Source organism: Streptomyces sp. NPDC001070 (assembly GCF_053598835.1).
The window spans coordinates 47,005-70,182 of the sequence record NZ_JBSFLB010000032.1 but is presented as its reverse complement, the minus strand read 5'-3'; the positions used below and the strand labels follow the sequence as shown (position 1 = coordinate 70,182).

Here is a 23,178-nt window from a genome sequence, read left to right as displayed (position 1 = left end):
TTCCCGCGAGAGCCCGACGCCACCCGGCGGGACCCGGCCGCGGCGGCGGCTCACATTGTGTCCGGCGGACGATCGACTTCCGCCGGTTCGCCAGGAGCTGACCGGTTTTGACTGGAAGTCGCCTTCCACGGCTCTCCGAAACCGGACAGCATCGTGGGCTGTGACTCCGGCGTCGGAGATCACATTCATGGGCCGTCAGGGGGACTGAACGGGGAACCCGGCCCACCACCCGAGGGGGAAATTGTCATGCATATGATCAAGCGTGCGTCCGCGATCCTGCTGTCCGCCGTCGCGCTCGGCAGCGTCGTCGTCCTCGCTCCGAACGCGCAGGCCGCCGCGACCTCCTGTTACGGCAGCGCCAAGTCCTACTCCAAGCCGGCCGGTGACCGGTGGTTCCCGAACAACGGGCAGACCCGGCTCACCACGACTAGCAACTGCAACGACATCAACATCAAGCCCAACACGACGACGAGCATCGCGGTCTGCTTCTACCCGTCCTCGGGCGCGGCCTACTGCCAGTCCGCCTTCAAGACCGCCCCGGCGGGCCAGTGGACGGTGGTGGCGACGGACGTCAAGGACGGCACGCGCTTCGTGTTCGACTTCGGAAACACCACGGCGAACTCCGGCGTGTGGGCCGGCTGACCCCAACGCCCCGGACCCGTAGCCGCGGCCGCAGGTCTTCGTACCGGCCCCGGCCCCGCCAGGCGCTCCGTGCCGCCGCTCCGAGCAGCGGCGGCACGGGGCGGCGGCGAGGGCGGGGCCGGGGCCGAAGTTCATGCGTATCTCCCGCTCCGCAGCTCCGCGTCGGCCAGGGCCTTCCGGCACGGAAGCGAAGTTCCACGGCGCCTATGAGCAACTCCGCCACGTCGCCGACCTGGGACAGCCGACCAGCGCTACCACCAGACGGGGAGCGGCGAGTAACCGAGCTCAGGCCGTAGACGGCCGGCCCTCGACAGGAGCGGACCGCTTGCCCAGGTTTCGCCAGCCTATGGCGCCCACAATAGGGAAAACGACCATGATGACCAGCCAGCCCGCCTTGGGCAGCATTCGAATGTGCGCCGCGGGGGTCCTGATGCAGTCGACCAGGGCATAGACGTACAACGCCGCGACTATTACGTAAATCGCATAGACCAGCACTGACGTCATCAGGTCACCTCACGTGCAAGGGCGGCTGCCCGCTTGTGTGCGGCACGGCCTGGCCCCACTGTCCGGTCATATTAACGGGTATCTCAAAGAGCTGAAGAAACCCTCAGACGGCCTACGGCCACGAAGGAAAGCCGAGGCCCGGGGAGCGGAGGCCTTCACTTCGGCACAGCCGGTCGGCGGCGCCGCCGACCGCGGTTTGCAGCAGTTGGCAAGCCGCGCCGTGTGTATGTCCCCAGTGCATGGCGGCGCGCCCGTAGCCGCGGCCGCGGTGCTCGCGCAACACGCCGGAGTACTGGGGCATGAGCCGGCGGGCGCCGACGGCGTCCGGCCGAATGCCCATGGGGCCGATCGCGCCCGCCACGCGCCCCTCGCGGACGGCGACGAGGACCGGACCCACCGTGCCGGCGGGCATCCGGCGGTGCACGAACACGGCCCGTCGGCGACCATGCGCTCAGCGAAGGCCGCGACGTCGGCGCGCACCGGCCCGGGGCAGAAGACAGCGCAACGCCCGTTTCGTGTACGTGGTCACCGCTCGGCTCGCGCCCAACCGGAGGCGGACGGTTCAGGACCGGTGAGCCGAGATCCGGCTGGAGCCCGGCGCCGTCCCGAGCCGGGCGGCCGCGAGGTCGTTCGCGGTCGCGAGCGGCGTCCGGTCGGCACGCTCGGCGTCCGTGAGGATCCGGGCGAGCGCGGTTCCGATACCGTGCACCCGGTTGATCGCCTCGTGGTGCCCGATGCCCTCGATCTCGCGGGCGAGTGCGTAGATCACGCCTCCGGCGTTGGCCACGAAATCGGGGGCCCAGAGGATGTCCCGTCTCCTGAGGTCCTCGGCGACGTCGTCGGTGACGAGTTGATTGTTCGCCGGCCCGACGATCGCAGCGCAGCGCAGCCGGGGAACCACGGCGCCGTGCAGGATGCCGCCGACCGCGGCCGGAACGAGGATCTCGGTGTCGGTGGTGATCGCCTCCCCTGGTTCGACCCATTCCGCGCCGAGTTCCTCGGCCAGCGCCTCTTTGCGATCATCCACATCGGACACCTTGAGCTCCGCGCCCTCCTCCGCGATGCTCCGGGCCAGTCGCTCGCCGACCGCGCCGAGCCCGCTGACGGCGATCCGCCGCCCGGCCAGCGACGCGGTGCCGAACCGGTGTGCCGACACCGCGCGCAGCGCGGCCAGCACCCCGGTCGCGGTCGGCGCCGCGGGAGATCCGGAGCCGCCGTGGGACGTCGGTAGGCACAGGGCGTGCGAGGTGCGTTCCCGCACCACCACCATGTCCTCGGCCGAGGTGCCGACGTCGGGCCCGGTGCTGTACCTGCCGCCGAACTCCGCGACCAGGTCGCCGACGTCGAGCAGCACCGCGCGCCGGTCGACGCGTGCGGGATCGGTGTCCTCGTCCAGTGCGATCACGGTCTTCCCGCCGCCGTGGGCGAGACCGGCCGCGGCGCACTTGTAGCTCATCGCCTCCGACAGCCGCAGCGCGTCGGTCAGTCCGTCCTGCCAGCGGCGGTATGCCCGCATCCGGCACCCGCCCACCGCCGGGCCGAGCGCCGTCGAGTGCACCGCGACGATGAGCGTCGCGCCGGATCGCGGCCCGCGGCGGATGACCAACCACTCGTGCCCGAGCGGGTCCTGCTTCGCTGCGACGTTCTGCATCCGTCTGCCCTTCGTGTCGTGGCGGCCCCGCACCCTCGGCACGGGATCCGCCACAGCATCCGGGCCGCCGCACCGCGCCGCATCGTCGGGCGCGCACAACACCGCGTCGGAACTTGTGCGGAACAGACGATCCACACCCGCGGGTGTGGGTCCACGGCACCCCGGCGGGGCCGGAGGCAACCGCCCCGGACCCGTGCCCGCGGATCCGGCCCCTTGGGCCCCGGCGACGAACACGGGGCGTCCGTCTGGTGGCCGTCGACGAAGACGGCCGGGGCGTGCCGGCTGGATGCTCCTCCGCATCCCTCACCGCCATGGTGGGCTGCTGGAGGCTCCTCATGAGACTGCACGGAACCAAGACAGCGGTGTTGTGCGCGATCGCACTCGCCGCCACGGCCTGCTCCGCAGGGGCCTCCGGCCCCGGTGGCGACGGACGGGGCGCCTATGTCCGCGACGGGACGTTCACGACGACCCTTGCGCAGGACCCGGGCAAAATCGACCCGTATCACACCGTGGTCGCCGCGGCCAACGACCTCCTGTCCTTCGCCTACGACCCGCTGGTGGTCCTGGACGACAAGGGGAACCCGGTCCCGGGCATCGCGACCAAGTGGGACGTCACCCCTTCGTCGGTCACCCTGACCCTCCGGAAGGGCGTCACGTGCTCCGACGGCTCGCCGGTGACCCCCAGCGTCGTCAGCAAGGACCTGGAGTACCTGAAGGACCCCAAGGCCGCCTCGCCGCTGCTGGGCATCGTCCTGCCGAGCACGGACTACACCACCAGGGCCGACGACGCCGCGGGCACCGTCACCATCACCACCGGCAAGCCCGACGGCCTGCTGCTCCAGTCGCTGTCCGCCTTCTACGTGGTGTGCGGCAGCGGCACGGCCGACCCCACCGCACTCGCCAGGAAGACCAGCGGATCGGGCCCGTACAGGCTGACCGAGGCCGTCCCCAACGACCACTACACGCTGGTCCGCCGTGACGAGTACGCCTGGGGGCCGGGCGGCGCCCGGATCAATGTGCCCGGGGCACCGCGGAAGGTCGTCCTGAAGGTCGTCGGCAACGACACCACCGCGGCCAACCTCCTCACCAGCGGCGGCCTCAACGGCGGCGTCGTCAACGGCCCCGACCGGGAGCGGCTGCTGCGCACCATGAAGGAGTACCGCTTCGAGGACGGCGGGATCCTGGCGGTGTTCAACCAGCACCAGGGCCACCCCGGTGCCGACCCCGTGGTGCGCAAGGCGCTCACGCAGGCTCTGGACCGCGGGCAGATCGCCGCCGTGCTCACCGGCCGGCAGGGCAAGATCGGTGACACCACGATGGGCGTGCCGCCGCTGATCTGCGACGACTCCGATGCCGCGGCGGGCATCCCGGCGTTCGACGAGGCAGCCGCGGCCGCCGCGCTGGACGCGGCCGGCTGGTCCAAGGGCGCGGACGGGATCAGGGCGAAGGGCGGCACCCGTCTGAGCCTCACCGCGATGTACGCCTCCGACCGGCCGAACCTTTCGGCGGGCATGGAACTGTTCTCCGCCGCGTGGCGGAAGCTGGGCGTCGAGGTCAAGGTGAAGACCCTGACCTCGGCCGCCTTCCTGCAGGCGATCTTCCAAGGCGACAACTGGGACGTGGCCCCGATGATCGCCCTTGCCACCCAGCTGCCGTCGCAGAGCGTCAGCTTCTTCTCGGGCCCCGGCTCCCCCAAGGGATCGAACTTCGCCGGCATCCGCAACCCCGCGTACGAGCAGCTGGTCGCCCGGGCGGTGCAGACCCCCGGACGGCCCGGCTGCGCGCTGTGGACCGAGGCCGAGAAGGCGCTGTTCGCCGGAGCCGACGTCGTTCCCATCGCCCAGAAGTACGTCAGCTACTTCGGGCGCGGCGCGACCTTCGACATCTCCGGCGAGATGCCGCTCCCGACCAGCATCCGGCTGCACGCCCGGTGAGGAGACAGCACTCCATGGCTCAGCCGTCCCCGGGGCCCGTGACGGGCCCGCCCGACGGCTCGCGGGCGGCTGCCCAAGGCGCCGTGGACCGGGGGGAGGACATCCGGCGCTCCTCCCCCCGGACATGGTTCCTGATCGGACGACTGGTGCGCCTCGCGGTCTCGCTCCTCGTCGTCGTCACCGCCTCGTTCCTGATCGTCCATCTGGTCCCCGGGGATCCGGTGCGCTCCGCTCTGGGCATCACGGCCGATCCCGCCGTGGTGGCGGCCCGGCGGGCCGAACTCGGCCTCGACAAGCCCCTGCTGACGCAGTACCTGCACTACCTGGGGGGCGTCCTCACCGGAGACCTCGGCACCTCGATCATCAGCGGCGATCCGGTGTCGTCGGTCATCGCGACGCGGCTGCCGGCCACCGCGGAGCTGGCCGGCCTGGCCGTCCTGCTCACCGCGCTGACGGCGTTCCCGCTCGGCATGTGGATGGCCGTGGCCACCCACGGCGGGCGCCGGCGCGGCGCGGACCTCGCCTTCACCGGCGTCACCGGCGTCTTCACCACCGTCCCCGACTTCCTGATCGGCGTGGGCCTGGTCTTCGTCTTCGCGGTCACCCTTCCCTGGCTGCCGCCGGCCGGAGCCGACACACCCGCCTCCTACCTGCTGCCGGTGCTCGCCCTGGCGCTCGGCCCCAGCTGCCAGCTGGCGCGCATCATCCGCACCGAGACCACCCGCGTCCTCGGGCAGGACCACCTGCGGGTCGCCCGCAGCAAGCGCCTCCCCGCCCGGCTGCTCTACCTGCGCCACGCGCTGCCCAATGTGCTGACGGCGGGACTCACCGTCGGCGGCCTGCTGTTCGCCGCGCTGGTCGGCGGCAGCGTCCTGGTCGAGAACGTCTTCGCCTGGCCCGGTCTCGGCAGCAGCGTGGTGGGCGCGATCGTGGCCCAGGACTACCCGCTGGTGCAGGCGATCGTCCTGCTCCTGGGCACGGTGGTGCTGGTGGTGAACCTCGTCGTCGATCTGGCCCTCGGTCTGCTCGACCCCCGCTCGACCCTCACGAGGAGCTGAGAAACGTTGACCAAGCAAGGCAGCCGGCCCGTCCCCCGGATCGGTCCCACCGGGATGGCGGGCGCCCTCGGCCTGCTCCTTCTGGTCCTACTGGCCGTGCTCGGCCCGGTCATCTGGGGCGCCGACGCCGCGCACCTGGACGTGGCCGCGGCCCAGCAGGGACCCTCCGCGCAGCATCTGCTCGGCACCGACGCCCTGGGCCGGGACATGCTCGCCCGGGTCCTGTCGGGCAGCCGTCTCTCCCTGGTTCTCGCGGTGCTGGCGACCCTCCTGGGCGCGGTGACCGGGGTGCTGCTCGGTGCGTTCCCCACCGTCCTCGGCCGCCGCGGCCGCCGGGCGTGGGAGTCGGTGATGAACACCGCGATCGCCTTCCCGGCGCTGCTGCTGGCGCTCGCCGTGGCGACCGTGGTCGGCATCGGAGCGAAGGGGGCGGTCCTGGCCCTCGGCGTGGCCACCGCCCCTCCGTACGCCCGCCTGACCTACACCCTCGCCTCGTCCGTGTCCGGCTCGGACTACGTCTGCGCCGCACGGATCCTCGGCGTACGCCGGTCACGCCTGATGCTTCGTCATGTCCTGCCCAACATCGCCGAACCGCTGATCGTCACCACCACCCTGCAGGTCGGCGGCATGCTCGTCGCCCTGTCGGCGCTGAGCTTTCTGGGACTGGGGGTCCAGCCGCCCGACTACGACTGGGGCCGCCTGCTCAGCGAGAACCTCAACCGCATCTACACCGCCCCCGCCGCGGCTCTCGCGCCCGGCGTCGCCATCGTCGTCGCCGGGCTGGTCTTCAACGCCCTCGGCGAGACCGCGGCCGCTCTCGTCCGCGCCGAACCGGCCGCCGGTGACCGGACCACCGGCCGCCGCCGGTCCCGCGGGGCACCGCGCCGCACCACGGCCGGCCCGGCGCGGGCCGCGACGGCCGTACGGGAGACCGGCGGGCCCGTGGCCGACGCCGCCGCCTACGCCCTGCGCGTACACGACCTCGACGTCGTCTTCCCCGGCCCGCCCGGGCCGCTGCACACCGTCCTGGGCGTCACCCTGGACGTCCGCCGCGGCGAAACGGTCGGCATCGTCGGGGAGTCGGGCAGCGGCAAGACGCTGACGGCCATGGCGATCGCGGGGCTCGTCCCGGAACCGGGCCGGGTCACCGCCGGCCGGATGGAGATCGCCGGGCGGGATCCCGGAACTTTGCGCACGTCCGAGCTGCGCAGGCTGCTGGGCTCGACGACCGCGGTGGTCTTCCAGGACCCGCTGAGCTCCTTCAACCCCGCACTGCGGATGGGCCGCCAGCTCACCGAGGCCAGCGAGGTCCACCTCGGCCTGCCGCGCACGGCGGCCGTGCGGCTCGCGCAGGACCGTCTGCACCAGGTACGTGTCCCCAGCCCGGCCATCAGGATGGGCCAGTACCCGCACGAGCTCTCCGGCGGTATGCGGCAGCGCGCCATGATCGCCATGGGCCTGATGGGGGAACCCGAACTGATCATCGCCGACGAGCCGACCACCGCGCTCGACGTGACCGTCCAGGAGCAGATCGTGCGGCTCCTGGGCCGGATCAACGAGGACACCGGAGCGGCGATCCTGATGATCTCCCACGACATCTCGGTCGTCACCTCGCTGTGCCGCCGGGTGGTGGTGATGTACGCCGGCCGGATCGTCGAGGACACCGGCGCCGACGCCCTGCTCGCGGGCCCCGCCCATCCGTACACCGAGGCGCTCCTGGCCGCCGTGCCCCACATGGGCAGCGACCGGGACCGGCCGCTGGCCACCATTGCCGGCCGGCCCCCGCAGCCCGCCGAACGGCCGGCCGGCTGCGCCTTCGCACCGCGCTGCCGGTTCGCCTCGCACAGGTGCCGCGCAGAGCAGCCGCCCCTGGAGTTCCGGGACGGCCGGCGGGTCGCCTGCTGGCACCCGCGGCCGCCGCTCCCGGCCGACCGTACCGAGACCAAGACCACCACGCCGGAGCAGGCATGACCGGATTGCGGATCGAAGGGCTGACCGTGCGGTTCGGGCGGGGACGCCGGGCCATGACAGCGGTCGACCGAGTGAGCCTTGCCGTGCCCCCGGGCAGGATCGTCAGCCTGGTGGGAGAGTCGGGCTCGGGCAAATCGACCCTGGCCCGCGCCGTCGTCGGACTCGCCCCCGTCACCGCGGGCCGGGTCCTGCTGGACGGCCGGGACATCGCCTCGGACGCGACCGCCCGCCGGCGGATCCAGATGGTCTTCCAGGACCCGTACGCCTCGCTCAACCCGCGGATGACCGTCGGCGGGGCCCTGGACGAGGCGCTGCGGACCCGCCCGGGCGCGCGCCTGACACGTGAGCAGCGCGGACGGGAGACCGGCCGGCTGCTGGATCTGGTCGCGCTGTCCCCGGAGCACGCGGGCGCGCTCCCGGGGCGCCTGTCGGGTGGCCAGCGGCAGCGGGTGGCCCTCGCGCGGGCGCTCGCGGTGCGCCCCGACGTCATCGTCGCCGACGAGATCACCAGCGCCCTCGATGTGTCGGTGCAGGGCGCGGTGCTCAACCTGGTCCGCGACATCCAGGCCCGCTCCGGCACCTCGATGCTGTTCATCTCGCACAACCTCGAGGTGGTCCGGTACGTCAGTGATGTCATCGCCGTGATGTACCTGGGCCGCATCGTGGAGGCCGCACCCACCGAGGAGCTGCTGGCACGGCCCCGCCACCCCTACACCAGGGCCCTGCTGGCAGCGGTGCCGCGACTCGGCCGCTCCTGGCGCGAGATCGACGCACCGGCCGGCGACCTGGACGCCCCTGACCCCCACCACCCCCCGGCGGGCTGCCGGTTCCACCCCCGCTGCCCCGTAGGGCCGCGCGCCGACGCCTCCCGTTCGGTGTGCCTGACCCTGGACCCGCAGTCCGGCGCGGCCGAACGGCCCCACCGGGCCGCCTGTCACTTCGCCGACGAACCGGCGGCGACCTGCGGCCCCGTGGCGAACGGTTCGGCCCCGGTCGGCCCCCAAAGGGCTGAACAACCCGACGGCCCGTCGGGCGGCGGGCGCAGCCCGCTCGCCGCGGTGGCCGCCACCGATGACGAGACCGCGACGAAGGAGCACCCTTGACACTGGACCAGGCACAACTGGGGCGACGGCTCGAAGAGCTCGCCCGGGAGTACCGCGTACCCGGGGCCTCGCTGGCCGTGCACGCGGACGGCCGGACCGTTCTGTCGGCGGCGGGTGTGCTCCACCGCGGCACCGGGGTGGAGGCCACCACCGACTCGCTGTTCCAGGTCGGCTCCATCACCAAGACCCTGACCACCACCTTGGTGATGCAACTGGTGGACGAGGGGCTGCTCGACCTGGACGATCCGGTGGTGAAGGTACTGCCGGAGTTCCGGGTGGCCGACCCGGACGTGACCGCCTCGGTGACCATGCGCCACCTGCTCACCCACACCAGCGGCATCCAGGGCGACGTGTTCACCGACACCGGCCGCGGGGACGACGCGCTGGAGCGGTTCACTGCCCGGTGCGCGGAGCTGGGCCAGTCGCACCCCATCGGCGCCACCCAGTCGTACTGCAACACCGGATTCGCCGTCGCAGGCCGGGTCGTGGAGGTGCTCACCGGCAAGGTCTGGGACACCGCCCTGCGCGAGAGGCTCCTCGCCCCGCTGGGACTGGAACGCACCCTCACCCTGCCCGAGGACGTGCTGCGCTTCCGGGCGGCGATGGGGCACCTGCCGGTGCCGGAGGGCGGAGCCGGCGACTGGCCGCGACCCGCGCCGCGCTGGGGCGTCCCGCGCTCGGCCGGACCGGCGGGCGCCGTGGTCGCCACCGCCGGGGACCTGGTCGCCTTCGCCCGCATGCACCTCGCCGACGGCCTCGCCGCGGACGGCACCCGGGTGCTGTCCGCCGCCTCCGCGCAGGCGATGCGCGAGCCCCAGGTGGCGGTGCCGGACCGCTGGACCGTCGCCGACCACTGGGGCCTGGGCTGGTTCCTGCCGACCTGGGAGGGCCGGAGCCTGTACGGACACGACGGCGGCACCGTCGGCCAGAGCGCCTTCCTGCGCGTCCTCCCCGACCAGGAGGTCGTCCTCGTCCTGCTCACCAACGGCGGACGCACCCGGGAGCTCTTCCAGGCGGTCGTGAACGAGATACTCCCCGAGATCGCCGGGCTGCGCATGCCCGAGCCGCCGCAGCCGCCCGCGGAGCCCGTCCCGGCGGATCTCGCCGACTGGTACGGGGTCTACGAGCGCCACGGCGTACACCTGGACCTCGCCCCGCGCGAGGACGGCACGCCGGAACTCACCCTGACCGTCACCGAGGGGCTGGCCGGTCTCGAGGAACGGCCGCACCGGATGCCGCTGACCGCCGTCGACCCGGAGGCCGGCCTCTTCGTCACCCGGGAGCAGGACTTCACCGCGTGGACACCCGTCGTCCTGTACGCCCTGGGCGACGGCTCCCGCTACGTCCACCTCGGTGCCCGCGCCACTCCGAAGACCGGCTGAACGCATGGAGCGCGCCCTGCCGCCGGACCCGGGTCCGGCGGCAGGGCGACCGCGGTCCGCAGCGGGCCGGCTCCCGGGGCCTACCGGGCCGCCCCGCTCCCGGTTCCCAGCAGCCGGCCGATCAACGCCGCCAGGAGCGCCGCCCGTTGCGGCATCGCGGACAGGTCGGCGTACTCGCCCGGCGCGTGCGCATGGTCGCCCACCGCGCCCAGGCCGTCCAGGGTGGGCACCCCGAGCCCGGCGGTGAGGTTGCCGTCCGAGCCGCCGCCGACCGCCGCTCCGCGCAGCGGGGCCAGCCCCAGCGCCCGGGCCTCCCGCACCGCCGAGGCGAACAGGTGCGCCGAGTACGCGGACTCCAGCGCGTACCGGTTGATGCCCCCGTCCAGTTCCAGGCGGGCACCGGCGGCCACGCGCTCCAGCGCGCGCAGGGCCGCGTCCACCCGCTCCAGCTCGGCCGCCGACCATGCCCGCACGTCCACCCGCACCGAGGCGTGCTCGGGAACCGTGTTCATCGAGGACCCGCCCGACAGCACCGTGGGGGTCACGCTGGTGCCCGCCGCGCAGTCGCCCAGCGCGGCGATGCGCAGCACCTGGCGGGCGACCTCCACGGTGGCGTTGACGCCCTTGTGGGGCTCCAGTCCCGCGTGCGCCGCCCGTCCGCCGACGTCCAGCCGGTAGGTGCCGATGCCCTTGCGCGCGGTCTTCAGCGCCCCGTCCGCGCTCGGTTCCGGCACCAGCACCGCCCGGCAGCCGCGGGCGGTGTCCTCGATCAGCGCCCTCGAGGACGGGGCGCCGAGCTCCTCGTCGCTGGTGAGCAGGACCGCGACGCCCTCGGTCGAGGGCAGCAGCCGCAGGGCCGCGAAGAGCTGCACGATGCCGGCCTTCATGTCGAAGACACCGGGCCCGGTCACCCTGTCGCCGTCCACCGCGAACGGCCACCTGGCCAGCGTGCCGGTCGGCCACACCGTGTCGAAGTGGCCGAGCACCAGCACGTCGCCGGTGCCCGAGCCCGGCCATAGCAGGTGGGGCCGGCCCGCCGACTCCAGGCGCCGGGGCGGGCTCCCCAGCGCCCGGGTGCCGAGTTCCGCCACCAGGTCCGCACACGAGTGCAGCGCCGGCAGGTCCGAGGAGTACGACTCCCGCTCCACCAGCGCGGCCAGTTCGGCCCGCATCCGCGGCGCCTGCGCGGCGGCCGCGGCGAGCAGCGAGGCGCGCCTCACCGCGCCACCGCCTTCCCGGCGGCCCGCTCGCCGTGGCCCGCGCGCAGCACGCGGCCTCGCCGCCCGCCGGTGAACTCCCCGGAGTCCACCACGACCTCTCCGGCGAGCACCACGTACGGGATGCCCGTCGGCCTGACGTCGGGCACCGCGTAGGTGCCCTCATGGCCGACCGTCTCCGGGTCGAGGACACACAGGTCGGCGATGGCGCCCGGCCCCACCCAGCCGCGCCCGGCGAGGCCGAACTGGGCGGCGGTCGCCGAGGTCGCCTTGCGGACCGCCTCCGGCCAGTCGACCACCTTCTCCTCCCGTACGTAGCGGCCCAGGAACCGCGGGAAGCAGCCCCAGGTGCGCGGATGATCGAGCCCGGTGGGCATTCCGTTGTCCGAGCCGATGCCGACCAGCGGATCGGCCATGATCGCGCGCAGGTCGGACTCGGCCATCATGGTCGGCACGATCATCGCGTTCACATCGGCCGTGATCAGGGAGCACAGCACCTCCCACGCGTCGTCCGCGCCGCTGATCCCCGCCAGGGTCCGGCCGACGGTGCCGGCGTCCCGGTGACGGTTGATCAGCACGTCGGCGGGCGACACCTGGCGCCACAGCCCCGCCGCCACCGCCCGCGCCGGGTCCTCGGCCCTGGCACGGAGCCGGGCACGCTCGGCCGGGTCGGTCATCCGGGCCAGCAGCGCCTCGGCGCCGCCGGCGAGGGCCTCGGGCGGCAGCAGGGCGTGCAGCATGGTGCCGCCGGCCAGGTAGGGGTACTGGTCGCCGCGGACGTCCACCCCGGCCACCCGCGCCGCGCGCAGCTTCTCCAGCAGCACCGCGGACTTGCCGTGGTTGGGCCGGCCGGCCGCCTTGCAGTGCGAGATCTGCACCGGGATCCGTGCCCGCCGGCCGATCTCTATCGCCTCGTCGAGGGCGTCCTCCAGGGCGTCGCTCTCGTCCCGCATGTGGGTCGCGTACGGGCGCCCCCACCGGTGGGCGACCTTCCCGAGCGCCACCAGTTCCTCGACGTCGGCATAGGCTCCCGGGGTGTAGATCAGCCCGCTGGACAGCCCGGCGGCACCCGCGGTGAACGCCTCGTCGGCCAGCGCGCACATGGCCTGAAGCGCCCCCGGCGCCAGCCGCCGGTGCATTCCGTTGGCCGTCAGCCGGAGTGTGTGGTGCCCGACCAGTACGGCCATGTGGTTGGTGGGACCGGCGGCCTCGATGTCGTCGAGGTACGCGGCGAAGGACCGCGCCCGGTACGCCGTCCCGGCCGCCAGGTCGCCGAAGAGGGCCTGGGCCTCCCGGGCGGCCGCGTCGTCCATCGGGGCCGGGGAGTAGCCGCAGTTGCCGGCGATCTCGGTCGTCACGCCCTGGAACAGCTTGAAAGGCTGCGGCTCGGACATCATCGGGACCAGGTCCGAGTGGCTGTGCGGGTCGATGAATCCCGGCGCGACCACCAGCCCCGCGACGTCGATCTCCCGCCGGGCGGCCCCCAGACCGCGGCCGACCGCCACCACCCGGTCGCCCGTCACCGCGACGTCCGCCCGCACGCCGGGGGATCCCAGGCCGTCGTGGACGGTGCCCCCGCACAACTTCAGGTCGTACACGCCATCTCTCCCCACTGTGGTTGCCTGCGTCGGCAGTCTCGCCGCAGGCAACCGCCCCCACCTCGTCCTCCGCGACCAATCCCGCCCGGCGGCCATGTTGCCCCGCACATACCGGTGCCGGGCCGGGCGTGCGAACGTATGGGCTTTGGAAGGACGCAACGTGACGGACCATGGCACACACCCCTCCCTGGCGCGGATCCTCGGCCTCCTCGGGACCTCCGCCGCCCGCCTGCTCACCGCACCGGCGGGGTGCGACATCCAGGTGACCGAGCACACAGTCCTGGACGTCACCGAGGACGAGGGGCCCGCCCGCGCGGGGGCGATGCTGCTGGCCGTGGGGATGCGTCCCGACGCCGAGGCGCTCCTCGACGCCCTGCCGGCCCTGGGCCGGGCACGCGTCGCGGCGATCGCCCTCAAGACCCGTGGGGCCGACACCGGCCCGCTGGTCCAGGCCGCCACCGCCGCGGGCGTCGCCGTGCTCGCCGTCGCCGACGTCATCCCCTGGCGGCACGTCGACGCGCTGCTCGCCGCCGCCGCTGGCAGCGCCGGACAGGACGGGCCGGGGTTCCCCTCGGCCGGCGCGGTCGGCGACCTGTTCGGTCTGGCCAACGCCGTGGCGGCGATGGTGGGCGGGGCCATCACCGTGGAGGACCCCCAGCAGCGGGTTCTCGCCTACTCCAACCTTCCCGGCCAGCCGATCGACGACCCGCGGCGCGACACCATCCTCGGGCGGCAGGTGCCCCGGGACGGCAACTACCAGCGGATCTACCGGCGGTTGTGGCGCGCCCCCGGCGTCATCCGGATCGGTGACGCCGCGCCGCTGCCCCGCATCGCCGTGGCGGTCCGCGCCGGTACCGAGCTCCTCGGCTCCATCTGGGCGGTGGAGTCCGGCATCCCGCTGGGACCCGAGGCGGAGCAGGCACTGGCCGACGCCGCCGGGGTCGCGGCGCTCCACCTGCTCAGGCTGCGCCGGGCCACGGAGCTGGAGCGCCGGGCCCGCGGCGAGCTGCTCCGCTCCCTGCTCGCCGGCCGGCCCCCCTCCGCGGCCAGACTCGGCATCGAATGCGGCCTGATGACCGTGCTCGCCTTCGAACTGCCCTCCGCGTCCGGCACTCCGGTCGGCGTCCTCGGGCTGCAGGTCGCGGACCTGGTGACGGCCTGCGCGGAGACGCTGGCCTCCGCCGCCTCCTGTGTCGTCGACGGCCCGGTCGTGTACGCCTTGCTCCCGCTTCCGGAGGACATGCCCCGGACCCGGGTGGCGGCACTGGCCGAGACCGTCGTCAGCCGCTGCGAGGAGTCGCTGCACAGCCGGCTGCGAGCCGGCATCGGATCCACGGTGGCCGACTTCGCGGACGTGCCGCGCTCACGCCAGGAGGCGGACCGGGTGCTGGCCGTGCTCGCCACCGGGCCACGCGGTACCCGTGTCGCCTCCATCGAGGACGTGCGCTGCCAGGCGATCCTGCAGGAGCTCCAGGAGACCGTCGCCGGCAACCCGCGGATCCAGCTCGCCTCGGTCACCGCCATGCTGCGGCACGACGCCGAGAAGGGCACCCGGTACGCCGAGACCCTCCTGGCCTACCTCGACGCCTTCGGTGACACCACTGTCGCGGCGGACCGCCTGCACATCCACCAGAACACCTTCCGGTATCGCGTCCGCCGGGTCGGGGAGCTGTTCGGCGTGGACCTGGGGGACGCGGACCAACGCCTGGTGCTCTGGCTGCAGCTGCGGCTGACGGTCGGGGAGGGCCGAGCGGCGACGGCCGCCGACGCGGGCCGCCACGTGGTCGGCGCCCACCAAGTCCCCGGCCAGGATTGATCTGCCGCGACGAAGCACTCGCCGGCGGATGCAAACAGATTGAGGGGGTGGCTACTTCACCCTCAGCCGCCCTCACGGGCGCCGCAAGCGACGCGCGGTACCGGGCGGCGGCCGCCGCGGCGGCCGCCCAGGCCCGTGCCGGAGTCGACGTGCGAGAACTCACCGGCCTGGCCGCGCTGAGAAGCGCGGCCCGCCTGTTCGCGGACGTCTGGAACACCGTCCCGGACCGCCCCCCGCTCAACTCCGACCTCATGCGGGCACTCGCTCACGCGGGCAACTACGTGGTGGGTGCCTTCGAGGGCGAGGAACTGCTCGGCGCGTCCGTCGGCTTCCTCGGTCTGCGCGACCGGCCGACGCTGCACTCCCACATCAGCGGCGTCCGGGCCGGCGCCCAGGGGCGCAGCATCGGCTTCGCGCTCAAACTCCACCAGCGCGACTGGGCTGTCCGCCGCGGGATCGAGAACATCACCTGGACCTTCGACCCGCTGGTGCGGCGCAACGCCCACTTCAACCTGGTCAAGCTCGGTGCCCGGGCGACCGAGTACCTGACCGACTTCTACGGCGACATGACCGACGGCATCAACGCGGGCCAGCACAGCGACCGGCTCCACCTCACCTGGCCGCTGCTCGCCCCCCACGTCGTCGAACGCCTCGACGGCGTGCCGAGCCGCCGCCCCGTGGAGGCCGATGCCGCCGCTCGTGCCGAGCCGCGGCTGGCGCAGGGCGCGGACGGCGGCCCCGAGCCGCACCAGACCGGCGCGGAGGCCCAGCTGGTCTGGATACCCCCGGACATCGAGGCCGTGCGCCGCGAGGACCCGGCCCGCGCCACCGCGTGGCGGCTCGCCCTGCGCACCGCCCTGACCGGCGCCCTCTCCGAGGGCTACGCGATCCGGACCTGCACCCGGTCCGGGCACTACCTACTCACCCGGAGGAACCCCTCGTGAAGATCAGCGGATGCGAACTGCGGCGCATACGGCTGCCGCTCGTCGAGCCGTTCCGCACGTCGTTCGGCACGCAGCACGCCCGCGAGCTGCTGCTCCTGCGCATCGTCACCCCCGAGGCGGAGGGCTGGGGCGAGTGCGTGGCCATGAGCGACCCGCTGTACTCGGCGGAGTACCTCGACGGTGCCGAGCACGTCGTCAAGCGCTTCCTGCTGCCCCGGCTCGCCGCGGCTCCCGAGGTGACGGCCGCACACGTCGCCCCGCTGCTCGCGCCGGTCAAGGAGCACCGCATGGCGAAGGCGGCCCTGGAGATGGCGGTGCTCGACGCCGAACTGCGGGCCGCCCGGGTGCCCTTCGCCCGCTACCTCGGTGCGGTGCACGACAGGGTCCCGGCCGGTGTCTCCGTCGGGATCATGGACTCGGTCGACCTGTTGCTCGACGCGGTGGCCGGGTACCTGCACGAGGGCTATCTGCGCGTCAAACTGAAGATCCAGCCCGGCTGGGACGTGGAACCCGTCCGGGCGGTACGCGAACGCTTCGGCGACGATCTGCTGCTCCAGGTCGACGCCAACACCGCGTACACCCTCGCCGATGCGCCCCAGCTCGCCCTCCTGGACCCGTTCGGTCTGCTGCTGGTCGAGCAGCCGCTGGCCGAGGACGACGTGCGCGGCCACGCCGAACTGGCCAAGCGGATCCGTACGCCCGTCTGCCTGGACGAGTCGATCACCTCGGCGCGTGCCGCGGCCGACGCGCTGACCTCCGGGGCCTGCTCGATCGTCAACATCAAGCCCGGCCGGGTCGGCGGCTACCTGGAGGCCCGGCGCATCCACGACGTCTGTACCGCCATGGGAGCCCCGGTGTGGTGCGGGGGCATGCTCGAGACCGGGATCGGCAGGGCCGCCAACGTGGCGCTGGCCGCGCTTCCCGGCTTCGTCCTGCCCGGGGACACCTCGGCGTCCGCGCGCTTCTACGCCCAGGACGTCACCGCCCCCTTCGTCCTGTCCGACGGACACCTGCAGGTGCCCGACGCACCGGGGTTCGGCGTCGAGATCCAGCCGGACGTCCTGGAGGAGGTCACGGTCTCAAGCCACTGGGCGACCCTGGACTCCCTGCGGTAGGTCTCACGGGCCCGGTGTCTCGCCCCGGGCCCCCACCGCCGGCAGCCGGACCCCCGGGGGGCCGGCTGCCGCGCGACGCGTCGGGATGTCAGCCGGTCGACTGCGACCCGCGGAGGTGGTCGACGGCGATGCGGGCCACGGTGCCGATCACGGCGTCGGCCGGCGGGTTCGCGTACGCCGACGAACGGGGGCAGGTGAACACGGCGACCGCGTACCGGCCGCCGTCCCGGTACTCCACCACGCCGACCTCGTTGCGGACGAACGGCAGGGTGCCGGTCTTGCCCGCGACGGTCACCGAGTCGTCCGGGAAGCCGCTGCGCAGCCGGTGCGGCCAGACCTGCAGCCCGAGGATGCGGCGCATCGCCGCGCAGGACTCGGCCGACGCCGCCTGGTCCTGCCAGATCATCGAGAGCAGAGCGGTCAGAGAGCGGGCCGTCCCGCGGGTGCCGGACGGGATGTGCAGCGCGCGGGAGCCCCGCAGCCGCTCGATCTGCGCAGCACTGAGCTCGGTGACGTCGGCGCCGCCCAGTACTTCGTCGAACGCGTCGTAGATGTCCTTGCAGGTCCCCTCCACACGCACCTCCTTCAGGCCCAGCCCTGCCATCCGGGCGTTGACGGCGTCGATGCCGAGCAGCTCGCACAGGACGTCGGTCGCGGCGTTGTCACTCACGCTGATCATCCAGTAGGCCAGGTCGCGCAGCGAGACCTCGACCGGGTCGACCATGACCGACAACCCTGTCGGACCGGGCGACCGGCCTGCCTGCGGCAGGAGCATCCGGCTGCTCAGGTCGATCGTGCCCTCGTCGGCCCGGGCGTGGAGCTCCACGAGGACGGGGATCTTGCAGACACTGGCCAGGAGCACCGGGTCGTCCGCCCCGTACTCGAACTGCACACCACTGTCGATGTCGACGGCGTGGACGAACCCCGCGGATCCGGCCGCCGTGAACGCCTCGGCAATGGCGCGCCGCACCTCCTCGGGGCCGGTCTGGGCCCCGTGGTGACCGCCGGGCGGACTGCCGACCGTCGTCGTGGTCTCCTTCATGGCGCTGACCCCTTCCAGGATGTCGTGTCACTCGGGGGCGCCCCGCCCATGTCATCTGCGCGGGGAGCACGGGGAACGAGGCGCGGGAGCAGCATGCACACGAGGGCAGGACCGCGTCTTCGTCGGCGGCGACAAGGACGGCAGCCGCGTTGCAGTGGGCGGGCCATGGCGCCCGAACACGCGCCGGGGCGGGTCTCACTGCGCTGCGTGGGGCGTGGGGCGGACGGCCCCGTACCCGGCTTCGGCGCCGGCCTGTGCCCGCGCCGAAGACGGGTACGTCAACCGTCCGCACCGCATCGGCGACGCCGAGTTCAAGTCCTCCGGGCTCGCCGCCGCCGTGGCTGCGGGCTTCCTGTTCCCGCCCACGCTCATCACGTCCGAGCCGGACGCCGCGCGGACCTTCGTCAAGCGGCACGGCCCGGACAGGGGCCGGGGCCGGTCTTTGACGGCGGACGGGGCGGAACGGAACCGGGCCCCGCACCAGCCCGACCCGTCTCGTCAAGGCCCCTTGCCGAGACGATGGGGGCCCTTCCCCTGCGTGCGCGCCCGAAGGGTACGTCAAGGCCCCCTTGACACGGCCGTCGGCGTTCCGTGCGGCTCTGATCAGCCACTCCCCCACCAGTCCGCGGCCGCAGCCCACCAGCCAACGCGGACCGTCCACCACCCGCGCACGCGGCCCTGCGCGAACAGGCCCACGGGCGGATTACCGTCGCCGTGCCCACTTTGAGCCTGATGGAAGTCAGCGGACTGACCCGGTGAGGACTCCCCCGCGCTGTCTTCGAAGCCCGCGACGGCGCAGCCCGCAGCGCGGCGGCCCCGAGCCCCGGGGCCGCCACGAGCCGGGCCGCAGGCCCTGGCGGTGCGCCTGGGCGCCCGCTGACGTCAGGAGTACGGGCCGCGGCCACCGCCCCGGCCCACGACCGCCTGCCTCAGTCGCAGTGCGGCGCGGTCACCGCTGCGCGAGGCGTGCGGCGACGAAGTCGCGGGCGTGTCCGGCCTCGTCCCCGGCGTCGTTGCGGAACAGGGCGGCCGCTCCGGTGTCGCCGACGGCCTGCGCCTTCCGCGCGAAGTCCGGGTACATCGTCCGCGATTCGTACTGCTCACCGGTGACGGCCGTGGTGAGGTTGTCGCGCGTGGAGCGCACCAGCCCCGCCAGTGCCGCCTCACCGGTGAAGTGCTCGCGCAATTCGACGTTGCCGGCGCCGGTGAACAGCCGCGCCAAGGGCTTGTTGCCCCACGCTTCGGCGTGCTTGGCGAACAGGGCGTACTTGGCGTGTGCCAGCGCCTCGCCGTGCATGGCCGTGTCCAGGTTCGCCTTGGTGCGGGCCCCACGGACCTCGGGCATTCCCGCGCGCACGCGCACCGGGCTGACGTCCGGCGGTTTGGGAATGCTGCCCTTGCCCGTCGTCAGCACGCGCAGCGCCGCCAGGAACCGCTGGTGGTGGACCGCCTCGTCCTTGGCGATCTCCGCGAACAGCTCCGCGGCCTTGGTATCGCCGTCCTCCTTGGCCTGCCGGGCGAAGCCCGGATACATCACCCGCGACTCGTACGACTCGCCCTCGGCGGCAGCGCGGAGATTGGCGGCGTCGCTGCCCACCAGGCCGGTCAGGGCGGCCCCTTCTGTGAAGTGCTCCCCCAGCTCGACAGAGGCCACCCGCTGGAACAGCGTGGCCACGGCGGACAGCTTCTGGGCTCGCGCCTGCTCGGCGAAGAGCGAGTACGAGGCGTTCGCGAACGCCTCGCCCCGCAGGGACTTCTCCAGGTCCGCCGAAGTTCCGGCGTGCAGGCCGTGCGGCATGCCGCCCGCGGGCGGGCGGACGGCGACGGCGGGCGGGCGGACGGCGACGGCGGGGGTGCTGAGGCCGACGGCGAGCGCCACTGCTGCCAGGGCGCATATGCGGTGCGGGATCACACTGACCTCCTCATGGTCCAGGAATCTTGCTGCGGGCACCCACGCCATGGCACCAAGGACACCCGTGACCGGCCAGGCCGGACCGTCATTCGGGTGAATGGCTGTTACTCGTTGTCACGCTTCGCCCGCTGCTCCATACGCGCGCAGTTCTCCGGGCTGAGGACGCATCCACCGGACAATGCCCGCAGCAGCAGCCATGTCGGCATCCGGCCGGCGCTGCGCGTCGAAGGAGATCCCGTGAGCGTCGGCTTGTTCAATGGCCTCCCCAGCCATCCCCTTTTCGTCCACGGCGTCGTGGTGCTGATCCCGCTGACGGCGCTGGCGCTCGTCGCCTGCACGCTGTGGCCGGCAGTGGCGCGCCGGTTCAGCTGGCTGCTGCCCGTGCTCGGCCTGGTCGCTCTGGCGCTGGTCGTGCTGACCACCGAGTCCGGTGAGTGGCTGGAGGAGCGGGTGAAGGAGACCGCGCTGGTGGAAAGACATACCGAAATGGGTGAAGGACTGACCCCGTGGGCGATCGCCCTGTTCGTCCTCACCACCGCCGTCTGGTGGCTGGGCCGCGTCACCGCCCCGCGGAACCCCGCCGCGGGCGATGCACTCCCTCGCCCCATCTCTCATCGGGCATCCACCGCGGTTCGGCTCGCCTCCTCGGTGCCCGTACGCATCGCAGCCGTGGCACTCGCTCTGGCCGTGACCGCCGGCGCGGTCATCGAGGTCTACCGGATCGGCGACTCCGGCGCGAAGGCCGTCTGGCAGGGCGAGATCTCCACCAGTGAGCCAGGAGCGGGCGAATGACGCGCCGGCAGCCGCGCTCGCGGAACCAACGCAGTACCAGCCCGGCCTGACGGAACGGGCATACAGGCGCCCGCGCCTGAACTGTTCCTGGCATGGAAGTCGGTGTGGCACACCTGCACGACCGGATCATCGAAGCCGAGCGCGAAGGATGGTTCGGTGAAGTCGAAGAGCTCCGCGTCAGTCTCGCGGCTGCGGAAGACAAGATCGCGGAACTCGAGGCCGGACGAAAAGACGCAGCGGGTTCTCCGTCGTGTTCTGGTCGGTGTCGGTGCCGTTCGCGTCGGCGGGGGACGGTCGGCCCCTACCGCCGGCGCGCGGCACTGGCGCAGCCTGGGAGAGTCGGCGCCAGTAGATCCCCTCACCCGAGAGGCGGGCAGCGCGTATGAACGCCCAGACCAGGGGCAATGCCGAGGAGACGCGGGTGCTGGTCGTGGAGGACGACCGCGGCATCGCGGAGTCATTGGTGCGCGGCCTGCGGCAGGCCGGATACGGAGCCGAAGGCGTCCGGACCGGGCGGGCCGCACTGTCGGCGCCCACCCCCGACGTCGTCCTGCTGGATCTGGGGCTGCCGGACATCGACGGCGTCGAGGTGTGCCGGCGGCTGCGTGCTCGGTCGGACGCCGCGATCATCGCGGTGACCGCGCGGGGTGAGGAGGCGGATCGGGTGCTGGCCCTGGACGAGGGCGCCGACGACTACCTGGTCAAACCGTTCGGGCTGGCCGAGCTGCTGGCGCGGATCCGGGCCGTGCTGCGCCGCCGGCGCCCGGCCGGGCCGGAGATCCTGCAGCACGGGCCGCTGGCGCTGGACCTGCGCACCCGACAGGTCTCGGTGGGTGAACATGCGGTCGCTTTGACGCCGAAGGAGTTCGGCATTCTGGAGTGCCTGGCCGCGGACCCGGGCCGGGTGGTGACCAGGCAGCAGATCCTGGACCGGGCCTGGGACGCCCACTGGTACGGGCCGACGAAGGTGCTGGACGTGCATGTGGCGGCCCTGCGCCGCAAGCTCGGCGTGCCGGGGCTGATCGAGACGGTCTACGGGCAGGGGTTCCGGCTCGGGGCGGTCGGGGAGTCGCGGGAGCGGTCGTGACGCGTCGGATCACCTGGACGCTGCTGGTCCTGACGTCTGTACTGCTGGTGCTGGCGGTTGTGCCGCTGGCGGTGTCGATGACGGCGCGCGAGCGCGTTGCCTACCGCGACAGCCAGCGGGCGGCCACCCGGGTGATCGCCGCGGCGGCCGAGGAGCACCTCTCCGACAACAAGCCGCCGAACGTCATGCGCCAGGAGCTGGATGCCTCAGCCCGGGCGGGGGACTGCGCCGCGGTGTATGACGCTGCCGGGCGCTTGGTGGCCGGTACGCCCTGTAGGGCGGCCCAGGGCGAGGATGCGAAGGAGCTGGTGGAGCAGGTGCTGGCCGGGCATGAGCCGGAGCCGCCGGAGAACGAGGGATGGCTGCTGGCCGCGGAACCGGCTGGTGAGGTGCACAGGCCCGCCGGAGTGGTCGTTCTGGCCCGTTCGGCCGGCCCGCTGGGCGCCCGGATCGCGGCGATCTGGGGCTGGTCCGCCGTGATCGGTGTCGCCGGGCTGGCCGCGTCCGCGCTGCTGTCCGTGCGCCTGGCCCGCTGGGTCAGCCGTCCGTTGTCGACGCTGGATGCCAGCGCCCGGCGCCTGGGTGAGGGCGTCCTCGAGGAGCGGGCCGACGTTGGGGCGGGTCCGCCGGAGGTGCGCCGGCTGGCCGCCACCTTCAACACCATGGCGGCCCGCACGGAGGCGCTGGTGCACGGCCACCGGGCGGTGATCGCGGATGTGTCCCATCAGTTGCGCACCCCGCTGGCAGCGCTGCGGTTGCGGCTCGATGTCCTGGCCGCCGGTGCCGAGGGTGACACGGCTGTGGAGCTGGCCGCCACGCAGGAGGAGATCGCACGGCTGTCCCGGATGGTCGACGGGCTCTTGGCGGTGGCGCGTGCCGAGCAGGCGACGCCGCGTCCGGCTGCGGTGCAGGTCGGCGAGGTGGTGGCCGAGCGGGTGGCCGCATGGTCGCCCGTCGCCGAGGAGCGCGGTGTGCGGCTCACCGCCGTCTGCGAGGGGCCGGCGCCGGTCGCCGCGCTGGGCGCGGGTCATCTGGAGCAGATCCTGGACAACCTGATCGCCAACGGCGTGGAAGCCGTGCCGGCCGGCGGGAGCATCATCGTCGACCGGCGCACGATGGGGGACACGGCCCGGGTGTCCGTGCGGGACGACGGTCCCGGGATGACGGACGAGGCGAAGGCGGTCGCCTTCCGCCGGTTCGGTAACCCCCAGGCTCGGGGCGCGGGCCTGGGGCTGGCCATCGTGCACCGGCTGGTCACCGTCAACGGCGGTACGGCACGGCTGGAGGACACGCCCGGTGGCGGGCTGACCGCCGTACTGGATCTGCCCCTGTGGCCGGAGGGCGGGCGCAAGGGGGACGGGGCGTCGAGATCTTTACTGGTTCTGAAGGAGACGTGAGCGAGTTCCTGGG

18 protein-coding genes and 1 pseudogene are annotated in these 23,178 nt (G+C 73.3%); 13 read left to right on the top strand and 6 right to left on the bottom strand.

Annotation, left to right across the window (positions count from 1 at the left end; all coding sequences use genetic code 11):
• Positions 1 to 246 precede the first annotated feature (246 nt).
• On the top strand, positions 247 to 642 hold the full coding sequence (locus ACWDAS_RS32500; RefSeq protein WP_450398126.1) for a hypothetical protein: 396 nt from the start codon (positions 247 to 249) through the stop codon (positions 640 to 642).
• Between the two features lie 285 nt (positions 643 to 927).
• On the opposite strand, the gene ACWDAS_RS32495 is transcribed toward ACWDAS_RS32500, so the two are convergent.
• Both ACWDAS_RS32495 and ACWDAS_RS32490 read right to left on the bottom strand, forming a co-directional pair.
• Positions 928 to 1,146, bottom strand: a complete 219-nt coding sequence (locus ACWDAS_RS32495; RefSeq protein ID WP_450398124.1) for a PLDc N-terminal domain-containing protein — start codon at positions 1,144 to 1,146, stop codon at positions 928 to 930.
• Between the two features lie 562 nt (positions 1,147 to 1,708).
• Entirely contained in the window at positions 1,709 to 2,797 is a 1,089-nt protein-coding gene (locus ACWDAS_RS32490; RefSeq protein WP_450398123.1) for a Glu/Leu/Phe/Val dehydrogenase dimerization domain-containing protein, read from the bottom strand.
• A 335-nt stretch (positions 2,798 to 3,132) separates the two neighbouring features.
• On the opposite strand from ACWDAS_RS32490, the gene ACWDAS_RS32485 reads away from it, so the two are divergent.
• The 5 genes from ACWDAS_RS32485 to ACWDAS_RS32465 are packed head-to-tail and all read left to right on the top strand — an operon-like array spanning position 3,133 to position 10,245.
• Positions 3,133 to 4,731, top strand: a complete 1,599-nt coding sequence (locus tag ACWDAS_RS32485; protein WP_450398121.1) for an ABC transporter substrate-binding protein — start codon at positions 3,133 to 3,135, stop codon at positions 4,729 to 4,731.
• A 14-nt stretch (positions 4,732 to 4,745) separates the two neighbouring features.
• Complete coding sequence (locus ACWDAS_RS32480) at positions 4,746 to 5,789, top strand: ABC transporter permease (protein ID WP_450398119.1); 1,044 nt, start codon at positions 4,746 to 4,748, stop codon at positions 5,787 to 5,789.
• A 6-nt stretch (positions 5,790 to 5,795) separates the two neighbouring features.
• Complete coding sequence (locus tag ACWDAS_RS32475; protein WP_450398117.1) at positions 5,796 to 7,760, top strand: dipeptide/oligopeptide/nickel ABC transporter permease/ATP-binding protein; 1,965 nt, start codon at positions 5,796 to 5,798, stop codon at positions 7,758 to 7,760.
• Between the two features lie 53 nt (positions 7,761 to 7,813).
• Complete coding sequence (locus ACWDAS_RS32470) at positions 7,814 to 8,863, top strand: ABC transporter ATP-binding protein (RefSeq protein ID WP_450398115.1); 1,050 nt, start codon at positions 7,814 to 7,816, stop codon at positions 8,861 to 8,863.
• Entirely contained in the window at positions 8,860 to 10,245 is a 1,386-nt protein-coding gene (locus ACWDAS_RS32465; protein WP_450398113.1) for a serine hydrolase domain-containing protein, read from the top strand. Before ACWDAS_RS32470 ends, ACWDAS_RS32465 begins: the two co-directional genes overlap by 4 nt.
• An 80-nt stretch (positions 10,246 to 10,325) precedes the next feature.
• Here ACWDAS_RS32465 and ACWDAS_RS32460 read toward each other — a convergent pair whose 3' ends face one another.
• Together ACWDAS_RS32460 and ACWDAS_RS32455 are read right to left on the bottom strand one after the other, a co-directional pair.
• Positions 10,326 to 11,465 (bottom strand): M20 family metallopeptidase, encoded by a 1,140-nt coding sequence (locus ACWDAS_RS32460; protein WP_450398111.1) that lies wholly within the window; start codon positions 11,463 to 11,465, stop codon positions 10,326 to 10,328.
• Positions 11,462 to 13,060 (bottom strand): N-acyl-D-amino-acid deacylase family protein, encoded by a 1,599-nt coding sequence (locus ACWDAS_RS32455; RefSeq protein ID WP_450398109.1) that lies wholly within the window; start codon positions 13,058 to 13,060, stop codon positions 11,462 to 11,464. The genes ACWDAS_RS32460 and ACWDAS_RS32455 overlap by 4 nt, the downstream gene beginning before the upstream one ends.
• 160 nt (positions 13,061 to 13,220) lie before the next feature.
• Between ACWDAS_RS32455 and ACWDAS_RS32450 the strand changes: the two genes are divergently transcribed.
• Genes ACWDAS_RS32450 through menC form a run of 3 tightly spaced genes read left to right on the top strand, consistent with a single transcriptional unit; the run spans position 13,221 to position 16,935 of the window.
• On the top strand, positions 13,221 to 14,876 hold the full coding sequence (locus ACWDAS_RS32450) for a PucR family transcriptional regulator (RefSeq protein ID WP_450398107.1): 1,656 nt from the start codon (positions 13,221 to 13,223) through the stop codon (positions 14,874 to 14,876).
• 47 nt (positions 14,877 to 14,923) lie between these two features.
• Positions 14,924 to 15,820 (top strand): GNAT family N-acetyltransferase, encoded by an 897-nt coding sequence (locus ACWDAS_RS32445; RefSeq protein ID WP_450398105.1) that lies wholly within the window; start codon positions 14,924 to 14,926, stop codon positions 15,818 to 15,820.
• Positions 15,817 to 16,935, top strand: coding sequence for an o-succinylbenzoate synthase (gene menC / locus ACWDAS_RS32440; RefSeq protein WP_450398103.1), 1,119 nt, complete (start codon positions 15,817 to 15,819; stop codon positions 16,933 to 16,935). The genes ACWDAS_RS32445 and menC overlap by 4 nt, the downstream gene beginning before the upstream one ends.
• 88 nt (positions 16,936 to 17,023) lie before the next feature.
• Here menC and ACWDAS_RS32435 read toward each other — a convergent pair whose 3' ends face one another.
• Positions 17,024 to 17,977 (bottom strand): serine hydrolase, encoded by a 954-nt coding sequence (locus ACWDAS_RS32435; RefSeq protein WP_450398101.1) that lies wholly within the window; start codon positions 17,975 to 17,977, stop codon positions 17,024 to 17,026.
• A gap of 202 nt (positions 17,978 to 18,179) precedes the next feature.
• Here ACWDAS_RS32435 and ACWDAS_RS32430 point away from each other — a divergent pair.
• A pseudogene (locus tag ACWDAS_RS32430) lies at positions 18,180 to 18,398 on the top strand (hypothetical protein); the annotation flags it as partial.
• Positions 18,399 to 18,926: 528 nt separating this feature from the next.
• Here the strand turns inward: ACWDAS_RS32430 and ACWDAS_RS32425 are convergent.
• Positions 18,927 to 19,928 (bottom strand): ferritin family protein, encoded by a 1,002-nt coding sequence (locus tag ACWDAS_RS32425; RefSeq protein ID WP_450398099.1) that lies wholly within the window; start codon positions 19,926 to 19,928, stop codon positions 18,927 to 18,929.
• A 198-nt stretch (positions 19,929 to 20,126) separates the two neighbouring features.
• Here ACWDAS_RS32425 and ACWDAS_RS32420 point away from each other — a divergent pair, with 198 nt between their 5' ends.
• From ACWDAS_RS32420 to ACWDAS_RS32410, 3 genes are all read left to right on the top strand, one after another.
• Positions 20,127 to 20,681 (top strand): DUF2231 domain-containing protein, encoded by a 555-nt coding sequence (locus ACWDAS_RS32420; RefSeq protein ID WP_450398098.1) that lies wholly within the window; start codon positions 20,127 to 20,129, stop codon positions 20,679 to 20,681.
• A gap of 382 nt (positions 20,682 to 21,063) precedes the next feature.
• The gene (locus ACWDAS_RS32415) at positions 21,064 to 21,768 is read left to right on the top strand and encodes a response regulator transcription factor (protein WP_450398096.1); all 705 of its coding nucleotides are present in this window, start codon (positions 21,064 to 21,066) and stop codon (positions 21,766 to 21,768) included.
• Complete coding sequence (locus tag ACWDAS_RS32410; protein ID WP_450398094.1) at positions 21,765 to 23,165, top strand: sensor histidine kinase; 1,401 nt, start codon at positions 21,765 to 21,767, stop codon at positions 23,163 to 23,165. Before ACWDAS_RS32415 ends, ACWDAS_RS32410 begins: the two co-directional genes overlap by 4 nt.
• Positions 23,166 to 23,178: the final 13 nt, after the last annotated feature.